General features: G+C 35.0%; 23 protein-coding genes and 3 tRNA genes. 19 read left to right on the forward strand and 7 right to left on the reverse strand.

Annotated elements, in window-relative coordinates; translation table 11 throughout:
- The first annotated feature begins 177 nt into the window (after positions 1-177).
- Positions 178-1938 (forward strand): glycoside hydrolase family 9 protein, encoded by a 1761-nt coding sequence (locus SCB73_RS20765; RefSeq protein WP_320568073.1) that lies wholly within the window; start codon positions 178-180, stop codon positions 1936-1938.
- A 29-nt stretch (positions 1939-1967) separates the two neighbouring features.
- The gene (locus tag SCB73_RS20770; protein WP_320568074.1) at positions 1968-2744 is read left to right on the forward strand and encodes a ThuA domain-containing protein; all 777 of its coding nucleotides are present in this window, start codon (positions 1968-1970) and stop codon (positions 2742-2744) included.
- Between the two features lie 106 nt (positions 2745-2850).
- On the opposite strand, the gene SCB73_RS20775 is transcribed toward SCB73_RS20770, so the two are convergent.
- The 3 genes from SCB73_RS20775 to SCB73_RS20785 form a co-directional block, all read right to left on the reverse strand.
- A tRNA-Arg gene (locus SCB73_RS20775) sits at positions 2851-2924 on the reverse strand.
- Between the two features lie 30 nt (positions 2925-2954).
- Positions 2955-3029 (reverse strand) — tRNA-Pro (locus SCB73_RS20780).
- A 14-nt stretch (positions 3030-3043) separates the two neighbouring features.
- A tRNA-Ser gene (locus tag SCB73_RS20785) sits at positions 3044-3127 on the reverse strand.
- Positions 3128-3367: 240 nt separating this feature from the next.
- On the opposite strand from SCB73_RS20785, the gene SCB73_RS20790 reads away from it, so the two are divergent.
- The 4 genes from SCB73_RS20790 to SCB73_RS20805 all read left to right on the forward strand — a co-directional run bounded on the left by SCB73_RS20790 (position 3368) and on the right by SCB73_RS20805 (position 6433).
- Positions 3368-4546, forward strand: coding sequence for an acetyl-CoA C-acyltransferase (locus tag SCB73_RS20790; RefSeq protein WP_320568075.1), 1179 nt, complete (start codon positions 3368-3370; stop codon positions 4544-4546).
- A gap of 64 nt (positions 4547-4610) precedes the next feature.
- Complete coding sequence (locus SCB73_RS20795) at positions 4611-5372, forward strand: C40 family peptidase (RefSeq protein WP_320568076.1); 762 nt, start codon at positions 4611-4613, stop codon at positions 5370-5372.
- 93 nt (positions 5373-5465) lie between these two features.
- Entirely contained in the window at positions 5466-5966 is a 501-nt protein-coding gene (gene parS / locus SCB73_RS20800; RefSeq protein WP_320568077.1) for a type II RES/Xre toxin-antitoxin system antitoxin, read from the forward strand.
- Positions 5966-6433, forward strand: a complete 468-nt coding sequence (locus SCB73_RS20805; RefSeq protein ID WP_320568078.1) for an RES family NAD+ phosphorylase — start codon at positions 5966-5968, stop codon at positions 6431-6433. The genes parS and SCB73_RS20805 overlap by 1 nt, the downstream gene beginning before the upstream one ends.
- A gap of 2 nt (positions 6434-6435) precedes the next feature.
- Here SCB73_RS20805 and SCB73_RS20810 read toward each other — a convergent pair whose 3' ends face one another.
- Complete coding sequence (locus tag SCB73_RS20810) at positions 6436-7281, reverse strand: AraC family transcriptional regulator (protein WP_320568079.1); 846 nt, start codon at positions 7279-7281, stop codon at positions 6436-6438.
- Between the two features lie 119 nt (positions 7282-7400).
- Here SCB73_RS20810 and SCB73_RS20815 point away from each other — a divergent pair, with 119 nt between their 5' ends.
- The 4 genes from SCB73_RS20815 to SCB73_RS20830 all read left to right on the forward strand — a co-directional run bounded on the left by SCB73_RS20815 (position 7401) and on the right by SCB73_RS20830 (position 10180).
- On the forward strand, positions 7401-8387 hold the full coding sequence (locus tag SCB73_RS20815; RefSeq protein WP_320568080.1) for an aldo/keto reductase: 987 nt from the start codon (positions 7401-7403) through the stop codon (positions 8385-8387).
- A gap of 293 nt (positions 8388-8680) precedes the next feature.
- Positions 8681-9286 (forward strand): NAD(P)H-dependent oxidoreductase, encoded by a 606-nt coding sequence (locus SCB73_RS20820; RefSeq protein WP_320568081.1) that lies wholly within the window; start codon positions 8681-8683, stop codon positions 9284-9286.
- 2 nt (positions 9287-9288) lie between these two features.
- Positions 9289-9567: a putative quinol monooxygenase gene (locus SCB73_RS20825; protein WP_320568082.1), complete on the forward strand. Its 279-nt coding sequence runs from the start codon at positions 9289-9291 to the stop codon at positions 9565-9567.
- Positions 9568-9721: 154 nt separating this feature from the next.
- Positions 9722-10180: a DUF3291 domain-containing protein gene (locus SCB73_RS20830; protein ID WP_320568083.1), complete on the forward strand. Its 459-nt coding sequence runs from the start codon at positions 9722-9724 to the stop codon at positions 10178-10180.
- Positions 10181-10268: 88 nt separating this feature from the next.
- Here SCB73_RS20830 and SCB73_RS20835 read toward each other — a convergent pair whose 3' ends face one another.
- On the reverse strand, positions 10269-10976 hold the full coding sequence (locus SCB73_RS20835) for a class I SAM-dependent methyltransferase (protein ID WP_320568084.1): 708 nt from the start codon (positions 10974-10976) through the stop codon (positions 10269-10271).
- Between the two features lie 225 nt (positions 10977-11201).
- Here SCB73_RS20835 and SCB73_RS20840 point away from each other — a divergent pair, with 225 nt between their 5' ends.
- Together SCB73_RS20840 and SCB73_RS20845 are read left to right on the forward strand one after the other, a co-directional pair.
- Positions 11202-12089, forward strand: coding sequence for a LysR family transcriptional regulator (locus SCB73_RS20840; protein ID WP_320568085.1), 888 nt, complete (start codon positions 11202-11204; stop codon positions 12087-12089).
- Between the two features lie 389 nt (positions 12090-12478).
- Positions 12479-13765 (forward strand): DUF2130 domain-containing protein, encoded by a 1287-nt coding sequence (locus tag SCB73_RS20845; protein ID WP_320568086.1) that lies wholly within the window; start codon positions 12479-12481, stop codon positions 13763-13765.
- Positions 13766-13821: 56 nt separating this feature from the next.
- Here the strand turns inward: SCB73_RS20845 and SCB73_RS20850 are convergent, their stop codons facing one another.
- Both SCB73_RS20850 and SCB73_RS20855 read right to left on the reverse strand, forming a co-directional pair.
- Positions 13822-14259, reverse strand: coding sequence for an META domain-containing protein (locus SCB73_RS20850; RefSeq protein ID WP_320568087.1), 438 nt, complete (start codon positions 14257-14259; stop codon positions 13822-13824).
- Positions 14260-14370: 111 nt separating this feature from the next.
- Positions 14371-15144, reverse strand: coding sequence for an META domain-containing protein (locus SCB73_RS20855; RefSeq protein WP_320568088.1), 774 nt, complete (start codon positions 15142-15144; stop codon positions 14371-14373).
- 267 nt (positions 15145-15411) lie between these two features.
- Between SCB73_RS20855 and nirB the strand changes: the two genes are divergently transcribed.
- From nirB to SCB73_RS20890, 7 genes are all read left to right on the forward strand, one after another.
- Positions 15412-17925 (forward strand): nitrite reductase large subunit NirB, encoded by a 2514-nt coding sequence (nirB, locus tag SCB73_RS20860; RefSeq protein ID WP_320568089.1) that lies wholly within the window; start codon positions 15412-15414, stop codon positions 17923-17925.
- 368 nt (positions 17926-18293) lie between these two features.
- The gene (gene nirD, locus SCB73_RS20865) at positions 18294-18671 is read left to right on the forward strand and encodes a nitrite reductase small subunit NirD (RefSeq protein ID WP_320568090.1); all 378 of its coding nucleotides are present in this window, start codon (positions 18294-18296) and stop codon (positions 18669-18671) included.
- Between the two features lie 227 nt (positions 18672-18898).
- Complete coding sequence (locus SCB73_RS20870) at positions 18899-19483, forward strand: DUF4202 domain-containing protein (RefSeq protein ID WP_026730241.1); 585 nt, start codon at positions 18899-18901, stop codon at positions 19481-19483.
- Positions 19484-19489: 6 nt separating this feature from the next.
- Positions 19490-21301 carry a PAS domain-containing sensor histidine kinase gene (locus tag SCB73_RS20875; protein WP_320568091.1) on the forward strand — a complete coding sequence of 604 codons (1812 nt, stop codon included), beginning with the start codon at positions 19490-19492 and terminating at the stop codon, positions 21299-21301.
- A gap of 808 nt (positions 21302-22109) precedes the next feature.
- The gene (locus SCB73_RS20880; protein ID WP_320568092.1) at positions 22110-22769 is read left to right on the forward strand and encodes a response regulator transcription factor; all 660 of its coding nucleotides are present in this window, start codon (positions 22110-22112) and stop codon (positions 22767-22769) included.
- Between the two features lie 97 nt (positions 22770-22866).
- Complete coding sequence (locus SCB73_RS20885; protein WP_320568093.1) at positions 22867-24366, forward strand: MFS transporter; 1500 nt, start codon at positions 22867-22869, stop codon at positions 24364-24366.
- A gap of 82 nt (positions 24367-24448) precedes the next feature.
- Positions 24449-25708, forward strand: a complete 1260-nt coding sequence (locus SCB73_RS20890; RefSeq protein WP_320568094.1) for an alginate export family protein — start codon at positions 24449-24451, stop codon at positions 25706-25708.
- The last annotated feature ends 79 nt before the right edge of the window (positions 25709-25787 follow it).

Raw genomic sequence — 25787 nt, forward strand, 5'->3', positions numbered from 1 at the left:
ACAACAAAAACACATCAGTTTTTTACTTCTTGCATTTAAATCATCAATAGAAATAAGCTAAAACTCTATGTTCTTTAATTTTTACAGAATTTTAAAACGAGCTTCAAATCTTCAGTTTTTTGTATTTTGCTTAAAAGTTATTTGAAAACCAATTCCATTTTGCTAAAAAAAACAACCATGCTAAAACTAAAATACGCTTTAATCGTTTTGTTTCTTTCTTTTTCAGTTTACAGCAAAACTTTTATCCATGTAAATCAAGTTGGCTTTGATCCAAAAAGTCCAAAAATTGCCATTATCGAATATTATAACAATCTTTTGAATACTACTTTTGATGTTATAGATGCCGAATCTGGAAAAACAGTTTTTACTGCAAAAATTGGAAAAGCAGAAAGTGTTGACGATTGGAAACTTGACAAATTTTACTATAAAGCCGATTTTTCATCTTTTCAAAAACCAGGCAATTATAAAATCACTTTCAAAATTGCCGACCAAATCTATACTTCGGCTCGTTTTGGAATTGAAGAAAACATATTAGCTAAAAAGACAATTTCTGCAATTGTACATTATTACAACAAACAAAGAGCCAACACACCCGAAGAACTCGAAGCCGATAAACACATGTTATTGTTTGGAAGCAAGAAAAAAGTAGATGTTCACGGCGGCTGGTGCGACGCATCTGGTGATGTGAGCAAATATTTTTCGCATTTGGCCTACGCCAATTTTGTATCGCCACAACAAACGCCATTGGTAACTTGGTCGCTGATTAATACCTCTGAAAGCATTCCGAAAAAACTAGAACAATGGAAAATCAAAGATTCACTGGATAGCGAAGCCATTTGGGGAGCCGATTATATGATGCGATGTCTTTCTGATGAAGATTATTTTTATATGATTGTTTTTAGTTATTTTGATAAAAATCCTTCGGCCCGAAGAATTGTTGGATTAAAGGCTAATAGTGTAACTACAGATGAATATCAATCGGCATTTCGAGAAGGCGCTGGAATGGCAATTGCTTCGCTCGCGAGAATTTCACAATGGAAGAAAAATGGAGATTTTACGTCACAGCAATACTTAGATGGAGCAAAAAGAGCCTACAAGCATCTTTTAGCAAACAACACAAAATATGATGATGACGGAAAAGAAAACATCATCGATGATTATTGTGCTTTGATGGCCGCAACTGAATTATGGATCGCCACAAATGAAAATTTCTATCGAGATGAAGCCAGAAAATGGGCTCACAATCTTGAAAACCGAATGACAGACAATGGCTGGTTTAGAAGCAATGATGGAAATCGACCTTTTTGGCATGCCGCAGATGCTGGTTTGCCAGTTGTAGCGTTAACACGTTATCTGAAAAAAGAAAACGACAAAAAAGAAAAAACTGCGGCAACAACTGTGATCGAAAAAGCATTAGCTTACAATTTATCGGTCACAAACAATACCAGCAATCCTTTTGGCTACGCAAGACAGAGCTTTTTATTTAACGGACAAGTTAAAGACGGATTTTTTATTCCGCATGATAATGAAACTGGCTGGTGGTGGCAAGGCGAAAATGCGCGATTGGCCTCGCTTGCAACTGCTGCAATAGAAGGCGCAAAAGCTACATCGCTTCAAAAAAATGATACAACAAAAAAATCACTTGATCTTTTCGTGTCACAGCAATTATCTTGGATTTTGGGATGCAATCCCTATTCTGTTTGCTTTTTGTATCAATTTGGAGAAACAAACGTTCCATACATGCATTCTAATTATGGCCACGGATCTGAAAAAGGCGGTATTTCGAATGGAATTACCGGAAAAGAAGGCAATGCCGACGGATCAGGAATTGAATTTAATATGGATGTAGAAGGAAATGACGAATGGCGCTGGACAGAACAATGGATTCCGCATTCAGCATGGTTTTTACAAGCTATAACAGCTATGGTTGAAAATTAAAAAGCACAGAATCTCAACATCAAAAAATAATGAAAAATTCAATTGTAATTATCTCTTTATTCCTGACAAATTTTTTATTTCAGACAAATTGCAGCGCTCAAAAATCAAAAAAGGCAAAATTCAAAGCTTTAGTTTTATATGAAAATGGCGGGCATCATTTGGCTTTTACCAAAGCGGCCAAACCTTGGCTGAACAAACTAGCAATTGACAGCAGTTTTACAATTGATTATATTGAAAACACAAAAACGATAAATGAGAAACTTTTAAAACAATATCAAGTCTTTATACAATTGGATTACCCGCCTTACACTTGGGGCGAAGAATCGATGCAGGCGTTTCAAAAATACATGAATAGTGGCAAAGGCGGCTGGGTTGGCTTGCATCATGCTACTTTGCTTGGAGAATTTGACGGTTATCCAATGTGGAAATGGTTTTCTGATTTTATGGGCGGCATAAAATTTGTCAATTACATTCCGGATTTTGCGAATGGAAAAGTAACTATTGAAGATAAATCACATCCTGTCACCAAAGGGATTCCAGCTGATTTTCTTATCAAAAAAGAAGAATGGTACATTTATGACAAAAGCCCAAGGCAGAATGTTCATGTATTGGCTTCAGTTGACGAATCGACTTATGATCCCGATTCAAAAATAAAAATGGGCGATCATCCTGTTGTTTGGACCAATGATCATTTTGCATCGCGAAATATCTACATTTTTATGGGACATTCTCCAGAATTATTCGAAAATGAAGCTTACACCACTCTTCTTAGGAATGCTATTTTTTGGGCAGCAAAGAGAAACTGAAATTTTAAAAATAAGCAACCTTTATTCTCAAATATAACCTCGACTGGATTCAAACCAATGACCCAGAGGAAAAACAAAAAAGCCCTTCAAAATGAAGGGCTTTTCGTGAACGCAGAAGGATTCGAACCTTCGACCGCCTGCTTAGAAGGCAGGTGCTCTATCCAGCTGAGCTATGCGTCCATTTCTTTTTAAACTTATGGCAAAGTTTTGTCGGGGTGGCAGGATTCGAACCTGCGGCCTCCTGCTCCCAAAGCAGGCGCGATAACCGGGCTACGCTACACCCCGAAGGCAAAATTAAGCGGAGAGACAGGGACTCGAACCCTGGCGACGGTTACCCGTCGACAGATTAGCAATCTGCTCCATTACCGCTCTGGCACCTCTCCTAGCTCAAGGAATTGCTTCCCGTTTTGCGGTTGCAAATGTAGAACAACATTCCATATCTCACAAGCTTTTTTTTGCTTTTTTTTATTTTTTTTCAATCTTTTTTTTAAAACACTTCACAATCAAACAAATAGAATTAACAAAAAATTGACCTAAAATTTAAATTCAGCCCTATTCAATACAAAATTTGAAATTATTCAAATAAAGAGTAAATTTGCTTTATTAACTATTATACACAGAAAATGAACAAAAGAGTTGTTATCGTTTCTGCCGTTAGAACACCTATCGGAAGTTTCATGGGAGGGTTATCTACCGTACCTGCACCAAAATTAGGCGCTGCCGCTATAAAAGGCGCCCTTCAAAAAATTAACCTAGACCCAAAATTAGTTGATGAAGTTTTTATGGGTAATGTAATTCAGGCAGGCGTTGGGCAAGCTCCAGCGCGTCAAGCAGCACTTTTTGCTGGATTGTCTGAAGAAGTTGCCGCTACAACAGTAAACAAAGTTTGTGCTTCTGGAATGAAAGCTGTCATGTTTGCCGCGCAAGCAATTGCATGCGGAGACGCTGAAATTGTAGTAGCAGGCGGAATGGAAAGTATGAGTTTGATTCCACATTATGTGCAAATGCGCGCTGGAAACAAATTTGGCCCAGCAACTATGCTTGACGGAATGCAAAAAGATGGTTTGACAGATGCTTATGACAACAACGCAATGGGAGTTTGCGCTGATTTATGTGCATCTGAATACAAAATAAGCCGTGAAGAGCAAGACGCTTTCGCAATTCAATCTTATGAAAAAAGTGCCAAAGCTTGGGATGCTGGAAAATTCGACAATGAAGTTGTTCCTGTTGAAGTACCACAAAGACGCGGTGAACCAATCATTTTTTCAAAAGATGAAGAATACACTAATGTCAAATTAGACAAAATTCCTTCTTTAAGTCCAGTTTTCACAAAAGACGGAACTGTAACAGCCGCAAACGCTTCAACAATCAACGACGGAGCTGCCGCTTTGGTTTTGATGTCTGAAGAAAAAGCAAATGCATTAGGCTTAAAACCTCTTGCCTACATAAAAGGCTACGCAGATGCAGCACAAGAACCAAAATGGTTTACAACAAGTCCAGCAAAAGCATTACCAAAAGCTTTGGATAAAGCAGGAATTTCAATTTCAGATGTTGATTTCTTCGAATTCAACGAAGCTTTTTCTGTAGTTGGATTAGCTAATGCAAAAATATTAAACCTTGATAACGACAAAGTAAACGTAAACGGTGGCGCAGTTTCTTTAGGACATCCTCTTGGAGCTTCTGGAGCGCGTATTATTGTAACTTTACTAAATGTTTTAGAACAAAACAATGCAAAAACCGGAGCTGCAGCAATTTGCAACGGCGGTGGTGGTGCATCAGCAATTGTTATCGAAAGAGCGTAAAACAATATCATAAAAAATCAGGAGTTTTATTGCTCCTGATTTTTCAACTTATAAATTTCCTTAAATGTTTGGAATTTGCAATCTAGCCATAGTACCCGTTCGAGCCGAAGCTAGCGACAGAAGTGAAATCGTCACACAACTTTTATTTGGCGAACATATCGAAATTTTAGAGCGCTATAATCAGTGGGCTAAAATACGAATTCAGTATGATGATTATGTTGGCTGGGTCGATTCTAAACAATACCAGGTAATTTCAAAAGAGCAATTTGATCAGTTGAGCAAAGAAGCAATCATCTTAAATGCCGACTTGATTGATTATATCACAGCTCCAAATAATTTATTACTTCCTATTCCGCTTGGAGCTTCATTATCTTTTTTAAACAATAGCGAAATCAACACTTCAAATTTTGATTTTGAAGGTACAAAAACGAGCGGTATCAAACCTAAAAGCGCAATAATAAATACTGCTTTCATGTATTTGAATGCACCTTATTTATGGGGAGGAAAAACACCTTTTGGCATTGATTGTTCTGGCTTTACACAAATGGTTTACAAACTAAATGGTTACAAAATTCATCGTGATGCTTCACAACAAGCTCTTGAAGGGGAACCGTTGAGTTTTATTGAAGAAAGCGAAGTGGGAGATTTAGCTTTTTTTGATAATGATGAAGGAAACATCATTCATGTTGGAATCATTATGGAAAACAACTACATTATTCATGCAAGTGGAAAAGTTCGTATTGACCGTTTAGATCACACTGGAATTTACAATCCTGAAATAAACAAGCACACGCACAAACTTCGTGTGATCAAGAAGATTATTTAGTATTTCTTCTAAAATCAAAAAAAACACATTTCCAGCAAGCTTTCTAATAAAAACAGCAAAATTGTTGTATATTTACAGCAAATTAGTTGCGACATGAAAAAACTTGCACAAAAAACAAAGCCATTCGACACAAAAAGAAGCATTGAGAATGCTTCTGGAAAAGTGATATCCATTAGAAAATCGACTTTGTATTCTGGTGGAAAAGAATACAGCTGGAGTACTAAAATGGAACGTGTGAGAGTGATCCGATCTGGCATTCCATACGATTCGATCGAAGAAATTAGCAGAAGACTAAACAATCCTGTAAAATCAGTTTTAGCCATTGTAGGTATTCCGCAGACAACTTACAACAAGAAAAAAAGCGAACATCTTTTGCTCGATAGTAGAGACAGCGAATTGGTCATTCTAATCAATGAACTAATCGATTATGGATTAGAGGTTTTTAATGATGAAGAAGAAAAATTTCAGAGATGGCTAAAAAAACCAAACCTGTCTATTGGTGGAAATATTCCTGAAAATATGCTGGATACCATTACTGGAATTAACGAAGTAAAATTTAGCCTAAACAGATTAGAATTCGGAAATTTAGCGTAATGATCGTATTTAGAATTGAAAAAGAAAAATATTTAAATACCACATTAACAGGAATTGGCGCTTCAATGACTGAAGGTTACAGATGGAATAGCCTTAACACTAAAATCGTTTATACTGCCGACAGCCGAGCACTTGCAACACTTGAAGTATCAGTACATTTAGATTTAAGCGAAGACTTGCCCATGGATCGTTTTTATGTAGAAATTGAAATTCCAGACGAAATCACCATACAGGAAGTACATGTAAATGATTTGCCTTCGGAATGGAATTCTAAACCTCCAATATTAATTACACAGACAATCGGCGACGATTTTGTGTACTACAATGATGCCGCGGTTTTAAAAGTTCCGAGCGCTATCATACCCGATGAGTTTAATTATTTAATCAATCCGAATCACGAAGATGCTTCAAAAATCAAAATCGTAAGCACTAAAAAAATGGCTTTTGATTCAAGAATAAAACAATAAACTTACGCATTAATCCGAATCCTCTTTCTAAACTCAGAAGGACTATTTCCCTTTTGTTTCTTAAAGAATTTATTAAAGTGGCTTTCATCGGTAAAACCAAATTCATACGCAATTTCATTGATTCGTTTATCACTGAATTGCAAACGATGCTCAATCAGTTTTGTTTTGTAATTGCTGATATATTGTTGCATGGTTTCACTAGCATGTTTCTTAAAATAACGTCCTAAATACGTATTCGAAATTCCGAAATAATCACTTATTGATTCCGCTTTGATTTTTTCTGGATAATAAATATTGTTCTGAATATATTGCAAGATATCCATTGCTTTTGCCTCAGTATTTATTGTTATTTGTTCAGGAAGATATTTTGCAATATTTCGCGCCACAATAATAATCAGCGTATTGACCAATTGCTGAATCAATTCCTGATTGTAAACATCTTTGTCCTGATGCTCTCGGCAAATTGCTTCAATCATCACTTTTACCAAACATTTATCAGGATCATTTTTTAAAATACAGCCCGGCTGATGATTCGCATTCTGCAGAATATATTCTAATCGCTGAATATTTTCATTCTGCAAACTCGAATTTTTCAAATAAATATCATTAAATCTTAAAAAGAAAAACTTTGTTTTAGTCTCAATAGTAAAATTATGACAATCCTCAGGAGTCAATAAAAACAAATGCCCTGGATCATATTCAAAAACATTCTTATTAATGCATTGCCTTCCTGTTCCTTCCAAAATGTAAACCAATTCGAAAAAATTATGACGATCTCCAACATCTGGATATTCATCTAAAGTTTCAAAGGAAACAGTAAAAGGCTCGTATAAATTTTCTTTTTTCATGACTCCTAAATTATTTGAAGTTGCAAATTTACATAAAAAAGACAAATATATACAATTTTACACTCTTAAAAATGGTATAATTTTGCCAAGTAAAATTTAAGATTTAGAAATACAACATTATGGAATATAGAAAATTAGGCAATTCAGAACTTCAATTATCAGCAATAACTTATGGTGCTTTTGCTATTGGAGGAAACATGTGGGGCGGAAATGAAAAATCAGATTCAATCGCTTCAGTTCATGCATCAATCAATCACGGTGTCACTACGATCGACACTGCACCTTTTTATGGATTTGGTTTAAGTGAAGAAATGATTGGAGAGGCCATTAAAAGCCAGGACCGCTCTAAAGTTCAATTGCTAACTAAATTTGGTTTGGTTTGGGACGGAAGCAATAACGGAAAAGGTGATTTCTTTTTTGACGCAGACGATAATGGCAAAAAAGTTCCGATTTCCAAATACTCCTCAAAAGCAAACGTAATCAAAGAAGTTGAAGAAAGTTTAAAACGCCTTCAAACCGATTATATCGATTTATTGCAAATTCACTGGCCAGACTCCACTACTCCAATTTCCGAAACAATGGAAGCCGCAGAAACCTTAATTCAACAAGGAAAAATCAGAGCTTTTGGGGTTAGCAATTATAATATTGCACAAATTCAGGAAGCACAAAAAACAGTTCAAATCGCTTCAAATCAGGTGGCATACAGCATGCTGAACCGCAAAATTGAAGAAGAACTAATTCCTTTCACAGTTGCAGAAAACATCGGAATCATCGCTTACAGTCCAATGGAAAGAGGTTTGTTGACTGGAAAATATTTCACAGACAGCAAACTAAAAGAAAACGATCATAGAAATGGTTATTTCAATCAATTCGATCTTCAAAAAGTAAAAACTTTAGTGGAAGAATTAACTTCTTTAGCACACGCAAAAGAGGCAAGTTTATCACAATTGGTCTTACGTTGGACCTCTTTGCAAAAAGGAATTGCAATTGTTTTAGCAGGAGCAAGAAACGCAGAACAAGCTATTTCAAATGCCAAAACAATGGATTTTGATTTATCATCTTCAGAATTAGAATTCATCAATCAAGCAATTGCTAAAATAAAATAATTCTCTTTTTAAACACATAGAAACATAGTTCTCAATTATCGTCAAAAACGTCACTTGCATCAATAAACATAGCGCCATGTGTTAGAAACCAGTTTCTTTCCATTACCTTTTTGAGAAAGAAAAAACCTATGTTTCTATGTGTTTCAAAAAAATCTCAAAATTTAAATAATTAGAATTTGGGTGTGTCCAAGGGCCGGGCTATCCGTTGCAATCTTTTATGCCGAACCCCGGCATAAAAGGATTTCCACTCCTATCCCTCACACATCCGTTTTCAAAAGGAAAAATAATTTAAAATGAAAAAAATATTTATAATTAACGGCGGACAAAAATTTGCACATTCAGGAGGAAAATTCAATAAAACCGTTCAAGATTGGACAGTTGATTTTCTTTCTAAAAGCAACGATTACGAAATAAAAACAACTCACATCGAAGATCAAATCGACTTACAAGAAGAAGTAGAAAAATTCGTTTGGGCAGATTTAATTATCTATCACACGCCAGTTTGGTGGTTTCAAATTCCAAATCTTTTCAAAAAATATATCGACGACGTTTTCACACAAGGACACAACAATGGAATCTACAAAAGCGACGGAAGAAGCCGTGTAAATCCAGACATCAACTACGGAACTGGCGGACTTCTGCACGGACGCAAATACATGCTTACCACAAGTTGGAACGCACCTGCAACTGCTTTTACACTTCCGGGGGAATTCTTTGAAGAAACATCTGTAGATGATGGTCCAATGTTTGGTTTTCATAAAATGAACAAATTTACAGGAATGGAAAAAGTAAACGGATTTCATTTTCACGATGTTGAAAAAGGTGCAACACCAGAAAATATTATTATCTTTAAAGAACAGTATACCAAACATTTAGAAGAAACCTTTAAAACTTTATAATCATGATCTCAATCACCGCAATTATTAAAAGTAAAAAAGAAAATCTTATAGAAGTTCAAAACCTGCTGACACATCTAGTAACCGAAACTAGAAAAGAAGCTGCATGTATTCGTTACGACTTACACACTTGCGAGAATGTTTTTATTCTTTGGGAAGAATGGAAAGATCAACCAGGATTAGACTTGCATAACAATCAATCTTATTTGCAAGACTTCATCAAAAAAACCGAAAATCTGGTTTCAAGTCCGATTCAAGTTTACAAAACCGCACAGATTTTATAAGTTTAGTTTGCCACGAATTACACAAATTTTCACGAATTGTTTTTTAATTGAGAATATAAAAATTAGTGTAATTCGTGTAATTCGTGGCGAAAAAAAATCCTACACAATATTCAGAAAAAAGCTAAATTGCCTAAAATTCAGAAACGTATATTTTATGAGCAATTATCACCTTGCCGAAATTAATATTGCCAAAATGAAAGGCGTCGACATCAACGACCCTATCATGAAAGAATTTGTAGACAATTTAGATCTTGTAAATACCTTAGCTGAAGAAAGCGAAGGTTTTGTTTGGCGCTTAAAAGATGAAACTGATAATGCTATAAATCTCAATCCTTACAATGACGAACAAATTATTATCAATGTTTCTGTTTGGGAAAATATAGAAACATTGGAACATTATATGTACAAGACTTTTCACAGTGACTTTTTAAGACGCCGTAAAGAATGGTTTCAAAAATTCGGAAAAGCCCATACGGCGGTGTGGTGGATTCCAAAAGGACAAATCCCAACTATGAAAGAAGCAGTTGAAAAACTAGATTATCTTCAAAAAAACGGGCCATCAGAATTAGTTTTCGATCTTCGAAACAAATATCCAATACCCGTTAACACATAGTTTTTTTCCGCCACGAATTTCATGAATTACACTAATTTTTCTTTTCTAAACTAAAAAATTAATTCGTGAAATTCGTGAAGAAAAAACTTTATTTAATGCCTCCGAAAGCCCCGAAACACATATTTTTATGTAAAATTTCGACTTTTGAAAAACCTACTTCTTTCATCAAATCCAATTGGTAATTCATCGATCTGGGAGAATCCTCTTTTTCGATATAATCCAAAACTTTCTGACGATATTCCGTCCCTCCTATTCCTTCCAAATATTCTCCATAACGTTGCCAAGTATATTCGTTCAATAATTCCGTGTCTTGCGTGATCAAATCAGAAATCATCAAACAACCGCCTGATTTCAACAATTTGAATAATTTTGTGAAAGTCGTTTCCCAATCTTGATCGTCACGTAAATGATGCAAAACTGCTCCAGCCAAGATAATATCAAAACTGTTTTCTTCTAAATCTATTTCTCGTATATCGCCCTGTTTGATTTCAACTTTTCCATTTGTTTCTGCCGAAACTCTTTCAAAAGCACGATCCAACATTGGCAAACTCAAATCGACTAACGTACAATTCAAATTTGGCACTTTAGATAACATTTTTAAAGTATAATTTCCAGCTCCACAGCCCACATCCAATACATTTGTAGCATTTGGAACAATACGTTTTGAAGCTTCAGTTATTAATTCCAAAGAAATAGTCGCGTCGATTGTGGCCACTTGTCCAGTTTCTAAGTTTGAAAATCGTTCGACATCATTGTCGAACCGTTCTTTGATTTCTTGAATAGTTGATTTTTTCATGTCTTTAGTTTTTTTTTAACTCTCGCAGATTCAGCAGATTTAGGGGATCTTTTTTGCTATTATATGATCGGAATATTTGTGATTAAGAATGATTTTAATAAAATTAATTAATAATCTGCCCAATCTGCTAAATCTGCGAGAGAATTATTTTTTTATCAAAACTATTTCTTTTATAAATACTTTAAAAATACTATTTTTATCAACAAACAATACTTTAAAGGTATCATGGAATTACGTCACTTAAAATATTTTCTAGTGGTAGCCGAAGAACTGAACTTTACCAAAGCTTCAGAAAAACTTTTTATTTCACAGCCTCCACTAAGTCGACAAATAGCAGAATTGGAAGAAGAACTTCAGGCAAAGCTTTTCATCAGAAACAATAAAAAAGTCGAATTGACCGAAGCTGGAAAATATCTCGAAAAAGAAGCAAAAGACCTCTTTCAGAATCTGGAACGCATTTCTGTTAAAACAAAAAAGATCGCAGAGAATGTTTCGGGCGAATTTAGGATTGCTTATATCAGTTCGATTTATTCTGCCGTTATTTCAGATTTAATCAAACATCTGAAAGCGCAATTTCCGTACGTAAATTTCAAACTTTTCGAGATTTCAACAACCAAACAAATAGAGACTTTAGAACAAGGAAAAATCGAAATGGGAATTATTCGATCCCCAATTCATTCTCCTAAAATAGAATCACATTTATGGTTTAAAGACGGATTTTCATTGGTTTACAATAAAAAATCTATTTTGATAAAATCGGAAAACGAGATTTTAAAATTGAAAGATGAAACGTTTGTATTTTTCAATAAAGATTACGCACCCCATTATCATGAAGTTTTACTCGAGCTTTGCGCATTTTATGGCTTTACACCGAAAATCATTCACGAAGCAAACAACATCAATTCAATAGTACAATTAGTCAAAAACGGATTAGGAATTTCGATTGTTCCCACAAACGTTACCAAAAACAATCAAGATTCTGAGCTTGGTTTTATTGAATTGAAAAAAGTAAATCTTTATACAAATGTTTCGATTATAACCTCTAAAGAGAATGATTCTGAAATCATAAAATCTGCCGTTGATTTTTTATTGAATATAAGTAGTTCACGCTAAGTTTTGTGGTGAAATTAATCTCGCAAAGTCGCAGAGTCGCAAAGTTTTTATTTATAAGTTGCGTCCAGCTTTAGCTGGATGGGCAAATAATTAAGTTTAAAAGGCTTTAGCCAAACAACTACGGATTTAGGCTAAAACCTTTTCTAAATCAACTTTTATACCTCCAGCTAAAGCTGGAGGCAATTCAAAAAAATCCTTTTAATCTTTTAATCTGTGGCTAAAAAACTTTGCGACTCTGCGACTTTGCGAGATTAAATTATAAAAAAACTTTGCGTCTTCGTAGCTATAACAAAAATTCGTTACAATTTAGTACAGAAATCCACATCATAAAAAGATAACTTTTAAATATCTTAGCAAATTCAAATTCTACAATAAAATTTCAATATAAAATGGCTGAGCAATCTTCAATTCAGTGTCCAAACTGCGGAACTCCTATCGATGTAAATGATGTTTTAAAACATCAGCTGGAAGATAGCATCCGTAAAGAATTCCAGCAAAAAGCAAATATTCAAAACCGTGAATTAGAGCTTAAAAATGAGCAATTCGAAAAAGCCAAAGCCGAATTTGAAGCGAAGAAAAAACAAGAAAATGAACTTTTTGCTGAACGTTTAGAACGCGAGAAAAAAACAGCCGAAAAAGAAATTTCTGAAAAACTAAAAGCCAAACTTGAAGAAGAAAATAAAGATCGTTTGCTTTTAATGGAAAAAGAACTCTCTGAAAAATCGGAAAAAATCAGAGAATTAAATAAAATGGAAGGGGAAATCGCAAAATTACAGCGCGAAAAACTGGAAATGAAAGAAGCCATTCAGGCCGAAGCCGAAAAACAATTGAACGCTCAATTGGCTTTGGAACGTGAAAAAATTAGAAAACAGGAAGACGATAAAAACGAGCTGAAATTCAAAGAACTCCAGAAACAGCTTGAAGAACAAAAAAAGCTGACGGAAGAAATGAAACGCAAGCAAGAACAAGGTTCGATGCAATTGCAAGGCGAAGTAATGGAATTAGCAATCGAAGAATGGCTTGCAAACAACTTTCCGCTTGACAGCATCGACGAAATTAAAAAAGGTGCCAATGGCGCTGATTGTCTTCAAGTTGTAAATACAAGAGAACATCAAAACTGCGGCTCTATTTATTACGAAAGCAAAAGAACAAAAGCATTTCAGCCTTCATGGATTGAGAAATTCAAAAATGATATTAGAACCAAAAGAGCCAATATTGGAGTTCTGGTTACCGAAGTTATGCCTTCCGGAATGGACAGAATGGGCATGCGCGACGGAATCTGGATTTGTACTTATGAAGAGTTTAAAGGCTTAAGTGCCGTTTTGCGTCAATCTTTAATTCAGATTAATCAGGCGGTTCAAGCACAGGAAAACAAAGGCGATAAAATGTCGATGTTATATGATTTCTTAACCAGCAACGAATTCCGTTTACAAATTGAAGGAATTGTCGAAGGTTTTACGCAAATGCAAAGCGATTTAGATTCTGAAAAAAGAGCAATGCAAAGAATCTGGAAACAACGAGAAAAACAAATCGAAAAAGTAGTTCATAACACTTTAGGAATGTACGGTTCAATTCGCGGTATTGCTGGAAATGCGGTTCAAAGTGTGAAAGCTTTGGAATTGGATTTTATTGAAGGGGAATCAGGAGATGAAAATCCAGAAGAATTGTTTGAATAGGTATTTTAATCAAAATGATAAAGGCTTTGTAATAAAATCAAAGCCTTTTGCGTTAACTACCCTTTTGTAAAAACTAATATTGCATCAAATCGATCAGATAAAACAAGTTTATTATCTATAATTGAATAATTTGACGTTGTTTTTAGCAATTTCAAGAACTCGTCTTCTTTCCTTGAAACGGGGCATTTATTAGTTTCAACATTAATATTCAAAAATTGAATTTCATCTTTCCTATAATAAAACACGTTCCCATTAATTTCATTACAACCTGTATTTCCTTTAAATGTTTGTAAAGTATTTCCAATTGTAATTTTCGGAATTTTATTTTGAAATTCACTTCTTTGTACCGTCTTCCCATTTAATTCATTTAAAACCCAAGTTTGGAGCAATTTTTTATCTATTACTAACGAAGTTGCATGCAAATTTGTATTTTTTGCGGTTTTACAACCACACACTATAAATGCAACAATTAATAATACAAAACTTTTTTTCATTTTAAACATATATACAAAATCAAGCTTGTAAAAATAGGTTCAAAATGAAATTGGTAAAATCCCTGAAAGTCTTTTTTAAAATACTTTAAGACATTTTTAAATTTAAAAATTCTAATCCACCTTCTTAAAAACAGCCAATTTACCTGAAGGATTCAACAAAATCAATTGATTATTTCCAATAGAATAAGTAGTTGTGCTCTGCAAAGCTTTCGTAAATTCTCCCTCTTTATTTCCTTGAGGACAGGCCATAAGAGTCGAAAGAACTTTAGAAAAACGCAATAAATCCTTTTCATAAAAAATAGAACCGCTTATTGCATTACAGCCACCATAACCTGAAAACCTATTCTCAGCCGAATTAATTTCGATTCGCGGCATTTCTTTCTGGAAATCAGTTGCAAAAACTTTGTAACCGTTTAGCTCTTCCAAGACCCAAATATCATGAAGTCGATAATCGGTTAAATATTTTCCACATCCACTCAACTTTTTCGTTTCTAATTCCGAATTATTTTTGATTTCAACTTTTACACTATAAGGCGAAATCGCACCAGACATCGAATCTTGGCAATCCAACTGTTGAATTGTAATGGTTGCTGAAGCAGATTCATTGCTAACATTATACATCTTTACATTAGCATCCATTGCTTTAATGGCTTCCACAGGAGGAAAAGTTATTTTTTCTTTTCCAGGAATTAATGATGTAAAAACAATTTCCTCATTCCCTATTTTGATTCCCCAAAACGGTTCGTTTCCTGTTCCTTTAAAATAATATGTTAAATCCTCCTCTGTTGAGCTTACTGAAGATGTTGTGCCAGATTCTTTGCTTGCAGTCGTTTTACAGCCTATCATTAAAACTGATAACAACAATATTGAAAGTATTTTTCTCATAAGATTTTAGTTTAAAAATATTCTTCTTAGTAAAACAAATGTAAAATTCTTATGAATTTACGACATTTTTTTGAAACGCTTATTTAGAATCCTTTCAAATTTTAAAAAACCAAATCACTTTAAAATCATTCAGAACCCGCGCTGCGTAAAAGATTACTAAAAAATACGTAGTAACAAAAACTTTTATCTACTTAAAAAATAAACATATTACGTATTTTATAAGTATAAATACTTATATTTGCGTAGTAATACTTAATTAAAGAAATCATGATTAGAGTAATAGTAGTTGGAAACGGCATGGTTGGTTATAAATTTTGCGAAAAATTCGTTGCAAAATCAGGACAAGAAAAGTATCAAATCACTGTATTTGGAGAAGAACCAAGACGTGCCTACGATCGCGTTCATTTAAGTGAGTACTTTGGAGGAAAAACAGCAGATGACTTATCATTGTCAACAACTGAATGGTACGCTGAAAACAAAATTATTCTAAACACATCAGAGTTAATTACAGATATAAATCGTGATGTAAAAACAATTCACACACACTTAGGCAAAACACATACGTACGACTACTTAGTTTTAGCTACAGGTTCTTCAGCTTTTGTTCCCCCAATTGAAGGTGTCGAAAAAGAAGGTGTTTTTGTATATCGAACCATTGAAGATTTAGACGCAATTATGGCCTACGCCAAAAAAATAAAGCAAAAAGGAGCTACAGAAGCCGCTGTTTTAGGTGGAGGTCTATTAGGATTGGAAGCTGCAAAAGCAGTTCGAGATTTAGGATTGAATCCGCATGTGGTGGAATTTGCGCCACGTTTGATGCCGAGACAATTGGATCAAGGCGCGAGTGATATGCTTCAGTCAAAAATTGAAGAATTAAACATTGGAATTCATCTTAACAAAGCAACACAATATATTGACGGAAAAGAAAGTATAACAGGAATGATGTTTGCAAACGACGAATTGTTAAAAGTAGACATGTTGGTTATATCTGCCGGAATTAAACCTCGCGACGAACTGGCAAGAGTTTCTGGTCTTGAAGTTGGTGTACGAGGCGGAATTGTGGTAAACAATCAAATGCAAACATCAGATCCTTCTATTTTTGCGATTGGTGAAGCGGCGCTTTACAACCATAACATTTACGGACTTGTTGCGCCAGGCTACGAAATGGCTGATGTAGCCGCTGAACAAATCTTAAATGGTGAAAAAACCATGAGAGAAACCATCGATATGTCAACACAATTGAAATTAATTGGTGTTGAAGTTGCGAGTTTTGGTGATCCTTTTATTGAAAACAATGACGTTACCGCTATTATTTATGAGAATAAATTAAGTGGAGTTTATAAAAGAATCAACGTTACAAAAGATTCTAAAAAATTGTTAGGGGGAATTTTAGTTGGAGATTCCAGCGATTACAATTCACTTTTCCAGATTTACATCAACGAAATGACATTGCCTAAAAATCCAGAAGATTTGATCTTAGGTTCTCGCGACGGCTTAGAAGGCTCATCTTTAGGAAGCGTAATGGATTTGCCAGATACAGCCGTAATCTGTTCTTGTGAAAATGTTACCAAAGGCGCTATATGCCGCAAAATTTTAGATGAAAGCTGTTCTTCACTTTCAGATGTTGTCAAAGCAACCAAAGCAACTTCAGGCTGTGGAGGATGCAAACCAATGGTTTCTGATTTGGTAAAAGCAACTCAAAAATCTTTAGGAAAAGAAGTAAAAGAAGTCATCTGCGAGCATTTCAGCTACACGCGTCAGGAATTATTTGATTTGGTGAAAATCAACAAATACGAGAATTTCTACGACGTTTTAGATCATCATGGAAAAGGCGACGGATGCGAAATCTGTAAACCTGTAGTAGCTTCAATTTTCTCCAGTATTTACAATGATACAGCAAACAAACACGTCACAACGCAAGATACAAACGACAGATTTTTAGCAAACATTCAAAGAAACGGAACGTATTCTGTAGTTCCAAGAGTTGCCGGAGGAGAAATTACTGCCGAAAAATTAATCGTAATTGGCGAAGTGGCGAAACAATTCGATTTGTACACTAAAATCACTGGAGCACAAAGAGTTGATTTATTCGGAGCACATTTGAGCGATTTGCCAAAAATCTGGAAAATATTAATCGATAATGGTTTTGAAAGCGGTCATGCCTATGGAAAATCACTTCGTGCCGTAAAAAGCTGTGTCGGAAACGCTTGGTGCCGTTACGGAATGGACGACAGTGCTGGATTTGCGATAGAATTGGAAAATAGATATAAAGGAATTCGTTCTCCTCATAAACTAAAAGGTGGAGTTTCTGCCTGCATTCGCGAATGCGCCGAAGCCCGCGGAAAAGATTTCGGATTAATCGCTGTCGAAGGCGGATGGAATTTATACATCGCAGGAAATGGCGGTGCAAATCCAAAACACGCAGTTTTATTGGCTGAGAAAATCGACAAAGAAACAGTTATCAAATACATGGACAGATTTTTAATGTATTATATCCGCACCGCTGGCCCGCTTATTAGAACTTCAACTTGGTTGGAAAAACTAGACGGCGGTTTAGATTATCTAAAGCAAGTAATCATCGAAGACAGTTTAGGAATCTGCGAAACGCTTGAAGCTGAAATGCAGACTCTTGTAAATACTTTTGAATGCGAATGGAAACAAGTTCTAGAAAAACCAAGATTATTGAAACGTTTCAATCATTTTGTGAACTCAGACGAAAAAGACGATAACGCCGTTTTTGTTCCGCTAAGAGATCAAAAAATGCCAAAAGCCTGGTCGTAAATATATTTTTAAACACATAGAGACATAGATCCAAAAAATACAAAAAGGCGTTTCACTTATTTAAAACACACATAGCTATGTGTTAAGAAACGAGTTTCTTTTAAATATTTCTTTTTTCAAACTATAAATCTATGTTTCTATGTGTTTAAAATTAAAGCCACAGATTACAAGAATTACAAGGATTAAAAAGATTATAAATAAAATCTGCTCAAATCTGCAAAATCTACGTAAAAAAAATAAGCTCCAAAAAAAGAAAAAAAAATAATTAAACGTTTGCTGTCCTTCTTACCCTCTTTTTTACTGCGCCATCAAATCTCTCTTGATTGTAAAAAGAGGGCTAAGAAACAGGAAATCAAAACTCAATCAAAATGGAAGAAATCTTAAATCAATACGAAACAGTTCATGCGAGCGACGCAACAATTTGGTTCAAAGCTGGTAAAGTAGAAGATTTTCCAACCAACCGAGGAGGCTGTATCAAATACAAAAACAAACAAATCGCGATTTTTAATTTTGCGCGTCGTAATGCATGGTACGCTTGCCAAAATGCGTGTCCACACAAAATGGAAATGGTTCTTTCAAGGGGAATGACAGGTTCTGCCGATGATATTCCGAAAATCGCTTGCCCAATGCATAAAAAAACCTTTTCACTTGTTGACGGCACGAACTTAAATGGTGAAGATTACAGCATTGCAACTTACCCAGTCAAGATTGTAGAAGACGAAGTTTTTGTTGGCTTTGTAGATTAGGCTTTTAAGAAGCAAGAAACAAGAAACAAGAAGCAAGATTTGAAAAACTTGGATAGTCTTTCTTCTTGCTTTCAACTTTCAACTTTCGACTTTCGACTTTCGACTTTCGACTTTCAACTTTCAACTTTCAACTTTTCAACTTTCAACTTCCGACTTTCAACTTTCAACTTTCGACTTTCGACTTTCCCACTAATTTACGTATCTTTGAAATCTATTAACCGACCAAAATGACTACACCTTTCCAAAAAGCAAGTGAATGGATTGATGCTGAAAACGCTCAGGATCCAAACATCGAATTAGATCAAAACACCGAATATCCAAAAGAATTATTATATTCGAACAGGATGTATGAAAAACTGATGCAGTTTGAACCAAATGCTTCAGAAGAAGTTCAGATCGCCTCAAAAGCACAGCACATATGCCGTTGGAAAGTGGCTCGTGAATCCTATCCAATGGATCGAGTGGGTTATTTGAAATGGAGAGAAGAATTGAAAAAATTCCATGCCAAAACTACCGCAGAAATATTAGAAAAAGCGGGATACAATCAAACTTTCATCGATCGTGTTTCTTTCTTAATTGAAAAAAAACTGCTTAAAAAAGACGCAGAAACTCAATTACTAGAAGACGTAATTTGTTTAGTGTTTTTAGATTACTACTTAGAACCTTTTGTTCATAAACATGACGAAGAAAAGCTGAAAAACATCATCAAAAAAACCTGGGATAAAATGTCAGATAAAGGACATCAGGAAGCTTTAAAAATCAAATATTCTGAAGAGAACTTAAACCTAATAAAAGCTTCTTTAGGATTGTAAAAAGATATGAAAAAAAGCAATCAGGAAGCTGCAGAAAAAATCACTTTCAAAAATTTACGTCGACTGTATTTTTTTGCGCTTCTCACTATTGCCTTAACGATAATTGTTAGTCAATTTCTGGTTCAATACAATCTTAATCAGCAGCTCAGCGATTCTAAGATTATTAATTTCTCTGGCAAACAAAGAATGCTGAGCCAGAAAATTGTCAAAGAAGTTTTGATTTTACATTACCTTTCTGATTCGGCTACAGCCAAAAAAACTTCGCATTTAAAAGAAGTTTTAGCACTTTGGAAAAAGAACCAAAACGCGCTTGAAAACGGCAGTGACAGCCTGGCTTTTCCAAAGGAAAAATCAGAAACACTTTCTAAATTGTATCTGGAAATCAATCCGATTTTCAATAAAATTGCACAAACTACAGATTCATTTTTGCTGAATTTACAGCAGAAAAAAACGACTTCTGAAAGCCAAAAACTGGTTCAGATTATTTTGGAAAACGAAGGAACTTTCCTTTCGAAAATGAATCAAATAGTAACCCAATACGATCTCGAAGCTCACGAAAAAGTAACCGAACAACGCCGAATTGAATATTGGATTTTTGGTTTTACACTTTTGGTTCTTCTTTTGGAATTCTTTTTCATTTTCAAACCAACTAACAAGAAAATTGAAAGATTGATTGCCCAGCTTTTATCTTCTGAAAAGAAAGCTTTAAAACTGGCCTACGACACCGAAATCATTAGCGAAATCAAAGAAAACTCGGTAAAAGAATTAAAATCGCTCAATTATGCGATGGAAAATACGTTATTGTATTGCCGAATTTCCCCGGACGGTTCGATTATTCATATTGGAGAAAAATTTGCTAAACTTTTAAATTACACCAAGTTTTCATCCAACAAAAAATTCTCTGAAGTATTGACAGAAGATGAAAAAGAACAGGTCAATTTTGATCGTTTGATTTTCGAAAAACAGCGAAGTGGCTGGCAGGGCGAAATCAAAATTGTAAACAAAGACGAAAAAGAAATTTGGCTTGATTTATCGATGGTTCCTGTAATGATCAAAAAAGACGAACTTGAACTTTTGATTGTTTGTTTCAACATCACCGAACGTAAAAAAGCGCAACGTGAAGTTGAACGTTTAAACCTTGAAAACACAACTGAAAAAATCAACCAACAAAAGATTATTTCAAGCAGAATTGTTGAAAATCAGGAAAACGAACAAAACCGAATCGCCAAAGAAATTCACGACGGAATTGGTCAAATGCTAACAGGTTTAAAATTTAGTCTGGAAAGCATCAATCTGGATGATAGAGAAAAATCAGAACAAAAAATCGAGTATTTAAAGAAACTTTCACTTGACATTATAAAAGGTGTTCGCACGGCAACCTTCAACCTAATGCCACCAGAATTAAGTGATCACGGAATCGTTTCTTCTTTAGCAAAACTTACACAAGAACTTTCAAAACTTACCGGAAAAGAAATCCTTTTTTATAACAAAACCGATTTCAACCAGCGTCTAGATTCTTTAATCGAAATCAACATTTACCGTCTTACTCAAGAAGCCATCAACAACGCCATCAAATACGCTGAATCGTCACATATAATTGTGCAGCTTTCTCACAGCGAAACGCTTTTAAGCATCATTGTAGATGACAACGGAAAAGGCTTCGACGTCAATTCAGTCCACAAAAAACGCAATAGCGAATCCGGAATGGGACTTTTATTTATGAAAGAAAGAATCCAATACATCAACGGACGCGTTTTCATGAACTCCATCCCGGGCGAAGGAACGAGAATTACGTTCAATATCCCGATTCTCAAATAATGTGGCAATGTGCCAATTTGATAATTAGATAATTACTTAAAGCATCTTAAAAAATTATCTAATTGTCGCATTGACTAATTATCTAATTAAACGTTTGTCAGGCTGAGCGAAGTCGAAGCCCCCGCAAAGTAAATCATTTTCTAATTGCCACATTATCTAATTAATTAGGGCGAGACAGCATTAGAAAAAGCGGGCAAACAAACTTTGCGCATATTCGCCCACTTTCCCTAATACTGTCGGGCTATCCGCTCCGCCACGGCGGATTGCTCCTATCCCTCTCGCGGGCAATCGTTTTCAAAAAACATTTTGATTTTTACATTTACAAAACAATCCAAATCAATTGCCTCCAGCTTTAGCTGGAGGTTACAAAAAAGTACCAAGAAGGGCTTTAGCCAAATGCATAAGTTTGGCTAAAGCCCTATCTTTTGTCTCCAAAAACCTCCAGCTAAAGCTGGAGGCAATTTAAAACCAAACTTTGTAGAAGAGTTTAAGACTTTGAAAAAAATCTACATACGTTTGTCAGGCTGAGCGAAGTCGACGCACACGCAAGTAGCTCTACAAAGATTGGTAATTTAGATTTTGAAGTTTCTTAGCGCGGGCTTCGACTTCGCTCAGCCTGACAATCCTATATTCAATTTGGAATTTGGAGTTTTAATATTCGAATTTACCCCAAGGATCTCTAATGATTTTTTAATATTGGCATTTGGATTTTCAAAAATTGGAATTTACTTTTAAAAAAAGTACGTATATTAGCATCTTCTTTATAGATGAATATACGTAAAAATTGAGAATCAAAATTAAGTAAACTATGAGCAATATCATTCGTGTAGTATTAGCAGATGACCATGTTTTTGTTAGAGACGGAATCAAATCTTTACTTGAAAACGAAGCAAACATCGAGGTTGTAGGCGAAGCAATTGATGGTGCAGATGCGCTTGAAGTTGTTGCGACAACAAATCCTGATTTACTTATAGTAGATATTCGTATGCCAAACTTTACTGGCATCGAGGTAGTAGAAAAACTTAGAAATGAAAAAAACACTGTAAAAATCATCATGCTTTCGATGCACGAATCAGAAGAATATGTATTGAAATCTATAAAAGCTGGAGCTGATGGATATTTGCTAAAAGGTTCAAGTAAAGAAGAGTTCCTAAAAGCTTTACACAGTGTCGCTGCAGGAGGGAAATATTTCAGCGGAGATATTTCTTCTATATTAATTGGTCAATTGACTAATTCATCAACATCATTGGAACCTAAACAAACTTTGGGCGAAGAAATGATGATTACTAAAAGAGAAAAAGAAATCCTAACTCTTCTTTTATCCGGAAAAGGAAACAAAGAAATCGCTGAAGCGCTTGATATCAGTAAACGAACTGCCGAAGTACACCGTTTTAATCTGATGAAAAAATTGAAAGTGAAAAACTTAATGGAACTTTCTAATAAAGCGGCTGAGTATTCCTTAATCTAAAAAATACGTATAAATACGTAATTATTTTTCAAAAACTGCGTTTTAGCAGGTTTTTACTAAGTTATAGTACTTATTTTTACATAAAAATATAAGTACTATGAAAAATACAAACTCACTATCGCAATCACACAAAATTTTATTTTTGAACACATTGGCCTTTACAGTGTGTTTTGCCTGTTGGACTTTAAATGGGGTTCTGGTAACCTTTTTAGTTGATAATGGAATTTTCCATTGGGATGTTATTCAAGTTGGATGGCTTTTGGGTATTCCAATTTTAACGGGATCAATCATGCGTCTGCCAATTGGAATTCTGACGGATAAATTTGGCGGGAAATATGTTTTTTCACTCTTATTACTGCTTTGCTCGATTCCGCTATTTCTCCTTCCCTACGCTGACAGTTTTGCTATGTTTGCCTTACTAAGCTTCTTATTTGGAATGGTGGGAACCAGTTTTGCAGTAGGAATCGGTTACACTTCGATCTGGTATCCAAAAGAATGGCAAGGGCGTGCGCTTGGAATCTTCGGAATGGGAAATGCCGGCGCAGCAATTACGACCTTTTTAGCACCATCATTATTAAACCATTTTTCTGTAAATGATCCGCAAAACGGCTGGAAAGTGCTGCCTGTAATCTATGCTATTTCATTAGTAGTAATTGGTGTTGCCTTTTTAATTTTTGCTCAAAATAAAAAAATAGAAAGCAGTGGCAAATCGATTTCTCAAATGCTTACTCCTTTAAAATCAGAAAGAGTTTGGCGTTTTGGAGCCTATTATTTCTTAGTTTTCGGATGTTTTGTTGCCTATTCACAATGGTTGTTGCCAAACTTCATGAACGTTTATCAAACCAGTTTAGTTATGGGCGGTTTGTTTGCAACTATGTTTAGTTTGCCTTCTGGAGTAATTAGAGCATTTGGAGGATATTTGTCTGATAAATTCGGCGCTAGAAAAGTAATGTATTGGGTTTTAGGCTCTTCAGTAATCCTAAGTGCCTTATTATCCATTCCAAAAATGGAAATCACCACTTCTGGTCCCGGAATATTAGCTGCTAAAAAAGGCGTTGTAAACGAAATCAACGATAAAACCATAAAAGTTGGTGATAAAGAATATCCAATTGCGCAAAAAAAGGCTAATACCAATGAAAGCACTATTTTCCCAACCACATCAAGCTGGCAGGATGTTGTGGTCGCTCACAATCAAAGCGTGGCAAAAAAAGAACTAATTGCAAAGGGTGTTACTGTTATTAAATTTGATGCCAATATGTGGGTATTTCTAGTATTGGTAATTCTAATTGGAATTTCTTGGGGAATCGGAAAAGCTGCGGTTTACAAACATATTCCAGAATATTTTCCTAAAGACGTTGGCGTAGTAGGCGGAATGGTTGGAATGATTGGCGGTTTAGGAGGATTCTTTGGTCCTATTATCTTCGGATATTTGTTGACCGCAACTGGAATCTGGTCAAGTTCATGGATTTTTATATTGCTGTTCTCAACTGGTTGTTTGGTTTGGATGCATTATATCATCACCAAAAAAGTAAAAGAGAAAAAAGTAATATTAGAAAAACCAACTAAAGAGCAACAACTTACTCCTGCGATGAATTAAGAAACCAAAAAAATATTGAACAATACTAGCAAAGGCTTATTTTTCTTATAAATTTACGCCCGAAGAAAAAATCACCAAACCCATGAAACAAATCAAAACCATAATTCTATTGCTTCTAGGATCTACTGCCTTACTTCAGGCACAGGAACTAGACGTAAATTTACAGATAAGGCCTCGTTTTGAATATCGCAATGGCTACAAGACGCTTTTGCCTTACGGTCAAGAAGGTACATCGCAAATTTCACAACGTTCACGTTTAAACTTCAACTACAAGCAAGAAGATTTAATCTTAAAATTAACATTACAAAATACCCGAACATGGGGAGATGTTGTTCCAAACGCAGTTGCTGACAAAAATGGCGTTGCGGTTTTTGAAGCTTGGGCACAATATAATTTCACCGAAAAATGGAGTGCACGATTAGGTCGTCAAGTGCTATCTTATGACAATCAACGTATTTTAGGAGAACAAGACTGGGGACAACAGGCGCAAAGTCATGATGCGTTAACAGTTTCCTTTCATAACGAAACTCAAAAGTTAGACTTTGGAGGCGCTTACAATTCAACTGCCGAAAATATAGTACAAACACCATACACAGTTGCTAGCTATAAAGCGTTACAATATGCTTGGTACCATAATCAATTCAACACTGATTTAGGATTGAGTTTCTTATTGCTTAATACAGGTTACGAATATGCAAATGCACAATCAAAATTATTAGTGGATTACAAACAGACTTTTGGCCCGTATTTAACTTATAAAAAAGGCAAAATCGATACGAACTTTTGGTTGTACGGACAAACCGGAAAAAGTACTGACAAACAAGTGAGTGCCTGGAATGCAGCTGCTAATTTTGGATACAACATTACAGATGCTTTCAAAGCTGGTTTGGGCTACGAATTTCTATCAGGAAAAGCTACAAATGACGGAAGTCCAGTAATCAAATCGTTTAATCCTATTTTTGGAACCAACCACGGATTTAATGGTTATATGGATTATTTTTATGTTGGAAATCACTTAAACAGCGTTGGTTTGCAAGATGCTTTCCTAAAATTAAATTACAATGTAAACAAGTGGCAATTTGCTTTGATTCCACATGTGTTTTTAGCTGCTGCTGATGTTGTTACGCCTGTAAATGAAAAATTAGACTCGTATTTAGGAACTGAGATTGACGCTACTTTTGGATATAACTTCAAAAAAAATATTACAGTTACAGGTGGTTATTCTCAAATGTTTGGATCTAGCACTTTAGAATTTATTAAAAACGGAGATGCCAATCATACTAACAATTGGGCTTGGTTGATGATTTCTGTAGATCCCAAAATTTTTAGCTGGAAAAAATAATTTTTCTTCAAAATTAACTTCTAAAAATTACCCTTTTTCAAAATCGAAAAAGGGTATTTTTTTTTGTCTTACAAAATCG

The organism is Flavobacterium sp. KACC 22761, assembly GCF_034058155.1.
Taxonomy (GTDB): Bacteria; Bacteroidota; Bacteroidia; order Flavobacteriales; family Flavobacteriaceae; genus Flavobacterium.

Bases quoted from the DNA above. Each gene is read 5' to 3' on its own strand.
- SCB73_RS20765 (WP_320568073.1), top strand. From the start codon at position 178: ATGCTAAAACTAAAATACGCTTTAATCGTTTTGTTTCTTTCTTTTTCA.
- SCB73_RS20770 (WP_320568074.1), top strand. From the start codon at position 1,968: ATGAAAAATTCAATTGTAATTATCTCTTTATTCCTGACAAATTTTTTA.
- SCB73_RS20790 (WP_320568075.1), top strand. From the start codon at position 3,368: ATGAACAAAAGAGTTGTTATCGTTTCTGCCGTTAGAACACCTATCGGA.
- SCB73_RS20795 (WP_320568076.1), top strand. From the start codon at position 4,611: ATGTTTGGAATTTGCAATCTAGCCATAGTACCCGTTCGAGCCGAAGCT.
- parS (WP_320568077.1), top strand. From the start codon at position 5,466: ATGAAAAAACTTGCACAAAAAACAAAGCCATTCGACACAAAAAGAAGC.
- SCB73_RS20805 (WP_320568078.1), top strand. From the start codon at position 5,966: ATGATCGTATTTAGAATTGAAAAAGAAAAATATTTAAATACCACATTA.
- SCB73_RS20810 (WP_320568079.1), bottom strand. From the start codon at position 7,281: ATGAAAAAAGAAAATTTATACGAGCCTTTTACTGTTTCCTTTGAAACT.
- SCB73_RS20815 (WP_320568080.1), top strand. From the start codon at position 7,401: ATGGAATATAGAAAATTAGGCAATTCAGAACTTCAATTATCAGCAATA.
- SCB73_RS20820 (WP_320568081.1), top strand. From the start codon at position 8,681: ATGAAAAAAATATTTATAATTAACGGCGGACAAAAATTTGCACATTCA.
- SCB73_RS20825 (WP_320568082.1), top strand. From the start codon at position 9,289: ATGATCTCAATCACCGCAATTATTAAAAGTAAAAAAGAAAATCTTATA.
- SCB73_RS20830 (WP_320568083.1), top strand. From the start codon at position 9,722: ATGAGCAATTATCACCTTGCCGAAATTAATATTGCCAAAATGAAAGGC.
- SCB73_RS20835 (WP_320568084.1), bottom strand. From the start codon at position 10,976: ATGAAAAAATCAACTATTCAAGAAATCAAAGAACGGTTCGACAATGAT.
- SCB73_RS20840 (WP_320568085.1), top strand. From the start codon at position 11,202: ATGGAATTACGTCACTTAAAATATTTTCTAGTGGTAGCCGAAGAACTG.
- SCB73_RS20845 (WP_320568086.1), top strand. From the start codon at position 12,479: ATGGCTGAGCAATCTTCAATTCAGTGTCCAAACTGCGGAACTCCTATC.
- SCB73_RS20850 (WP_320568087.1), bottom strand. From the start codon at position 14,259: ATGAAAAAAAGTTTTGTATTATTAATTGTTGCATTTATAGTGTGTGGT.
- SCB73_RS20855 (WP_320568088.1), bottom strand. From the start codon at position 15,144: ATGAGAAAAATACTTTCAATATTGTTGTTATCAGTTTTAATGATAGGC.
- nirB (WP_320568089.1), top strand. From the start codon at position 15,412: ATGATTAGAGTAATAGTAGTTGGAAACGGCATGGTTGGTTATAAATTT.
- nirD (WP_320568090.1), top strand. From the start codon at position 18,294: ATGGAAGAAATCTTAAATCAATACGAAACAGTTCATGCGAGCGACGCA.
- SCB73_RS20870 (WP_026730241.1), top strand. From the start codon at position 18,899: ATGACTACACCTTTCCAAAAAGCAAGTGAATGGATTGATGCTGAAAAC.
- SCB73_RS20875 (WP_320568091.1), top strand. From the start codon at position 19,490: ATGAAAAAAAGCAATCAGGAAGCTGCAGAAAAAATCACTTTCAAAAAT.
- SCB73_RS20880 (WP_320568092.1), top strand. From the start codon at position 22,110: ATGAGCAATATCATTCGTGTAGTATTAGCAGATGACCATGTTTTTGTT.
- SCB73_RS20885 (WP_320568093.1), top strand. From the start codon at position 22,867: ATGAAAAATACAAACTCACTATCGCAATCACACAAAATTTTATTTTTG.
- SCB73_RS20890 (WP_320568094.1), top strand. From the start codon at position 24,449: ATGAAACAAATCAAAACCATAATTCTATTGCTTCTAGGATCTACTGCC.